This is a genomic window from Escherichia sp. MOD1-EC6300 (assembly GCF_002965045.1).
In the GTDB taxonomy this organism is placed as follows: domain Bacteria; phylum Pseudomonadota; class Gammaproteobacteria; order Enterobacterales; family Enterobacteriaceae; genus Escherichia; species Escherichia coli_F.
This window is the reverse complement of the sequence record NZ_PTRH01000048.1, coordinates 1-1,345: the sequence shown is the minus strand read 5'-3', so window position 1 is coordinate 1,345 and position 1,345 is coordinate 1. Positions and strand designations below refer to the sequence as shown.

General features: G+C 38.1%; 2 protein-coding genes and 1 pseudogene. All 3 read left to right on the top strand.

Translation table 11 applies throughout. The features are described 5' to 3' along the window. Positions 1–627, top strand: a 627-nt coding sequence (locus BGE37_RS24705) for an RHS repeat-associated core domain-containing protein (protein WP_105288548.1), incomplete at its 5' end; no start/stop codon positions are given. Positions 628–638: 11 nt separating this feature from the next. Then, complete coding sequence (locus BGE37_RS24700) at positions 639–1,088, top strand: RHS element protein dsORF-h1 (protein WP_032183280.1); 450 nt, start codon at positions 639–641, stop codon at positions 1,086–1,088. Positions 1,089–1,164: 76 nt separating this feature from the next. Beyond that, positions 1,165–1,263 (top strand): annotated as a pseudogene (locus tag BGE37_RS24695) (hypothetical protein); the annotation flags it as partial. Positions 1,264–1,345: the final 82 nt, after the last annotated feature.

Here is a 1,345-nt window from a genome sequence, read left to right as displayed (position 1 = left end):
TCGGGGCTGTACTACAACCGTCACCGGTACTATGACCCGTTGCAGGGGAGGTATATCACGCAGGATCCAATCGGGCTAAGAGGTGAATGGAATCTGTATAAATATCCATTAAACCCTGTTCGGTTTATAGATTCTTTGGGTTTAAAATTCGAGGTTAATGGTGATCCAAGTGATTTTAATCAGGCTGTTAAGTATTTAGAAAAAGATTCACGAATGAAAGATGCTATAGATTTTTTATCAAGCTCTGAAGAAACTATAAATATAGAGTATATTGAAGGAACCAATGGTAGATTTAATTCGAATAATATGACGATATATTGGAATAGTAGAGCGTCTTTATTTTGTTCAACTGAATTAAACTCGAAATCACAATCGCCTGCATTAGGTTTGGGGCATGAGTTTGCACATGCACAGTATTACCTTCTTGATAAAGAAAATTTCATGGCTCTTTTAAGTCGGACGGATAAGAAATATGATAATAAAGAAGAGGCAAGGGTTATTACAATAATTGAATCGCGTGCGGCGAAAACTTTAGATGAGTGTGTCAGAGGAGCTCATAGTGGACTGCCTTTTTATCGGGTGGATGGACCGTTGCAGACGATGACAATAACGGGTACGCCAGAATAGTGAGGTTTTTTATGATGAAATATTTGATGGTTTTATTGTCTCTATTTTCTGGTTCGGTATTGGGGATGGGGCGAGTGAATGAATTGTGTGGAATAGATAGCGTGAAAACGATAGAGGTAGTTAATCTTCCATCGTATGTTACCACGTTAGTTCCGCTTAGCAAGGAAGGTCTTAATGAAATATACAGATATAAAGTGGTGGTGAATGAACTTAGCGATCTCTATGCGGGTAAGATAATTGATTTATTGCAAATGAAGTATTTCAGAAAAGAAAAATATAACAATATAAGATGGGGGGTTAGCATCATTTCGAAAGGCAACAATAAATGTGAAATTTATTTTGATGCTTTTGGTGAATGTGGAAGTGTGAATGGCATTAACGTATGTTTTAAAAAAAATGAAATGATAGATTGGATTAAAAAAGAAATCCCTTTGCTGTCGCAAAAATTAGGTGGGCTTTAAATGATAGGGCAATATTCAAAGACAGTATAGGTAACTATTTGTATGGCCATGTAAGGTAAAAGAAAAGGAATAAACCATGAGCGGAAAACCGGCGGCGCGGCAGGGTGACATGACCTGCAAGGGACTGGATATTGTGCAGGGTTCTGCGGGTGACGGAGCAGGTCAACCCGGAGGGGCTGGCAGGGAAAGATCACGTAACGCTGCTTTTTTGTACTAAACAATTCGCATTTTATGTTTAAAAATTGAGATATTCCTCA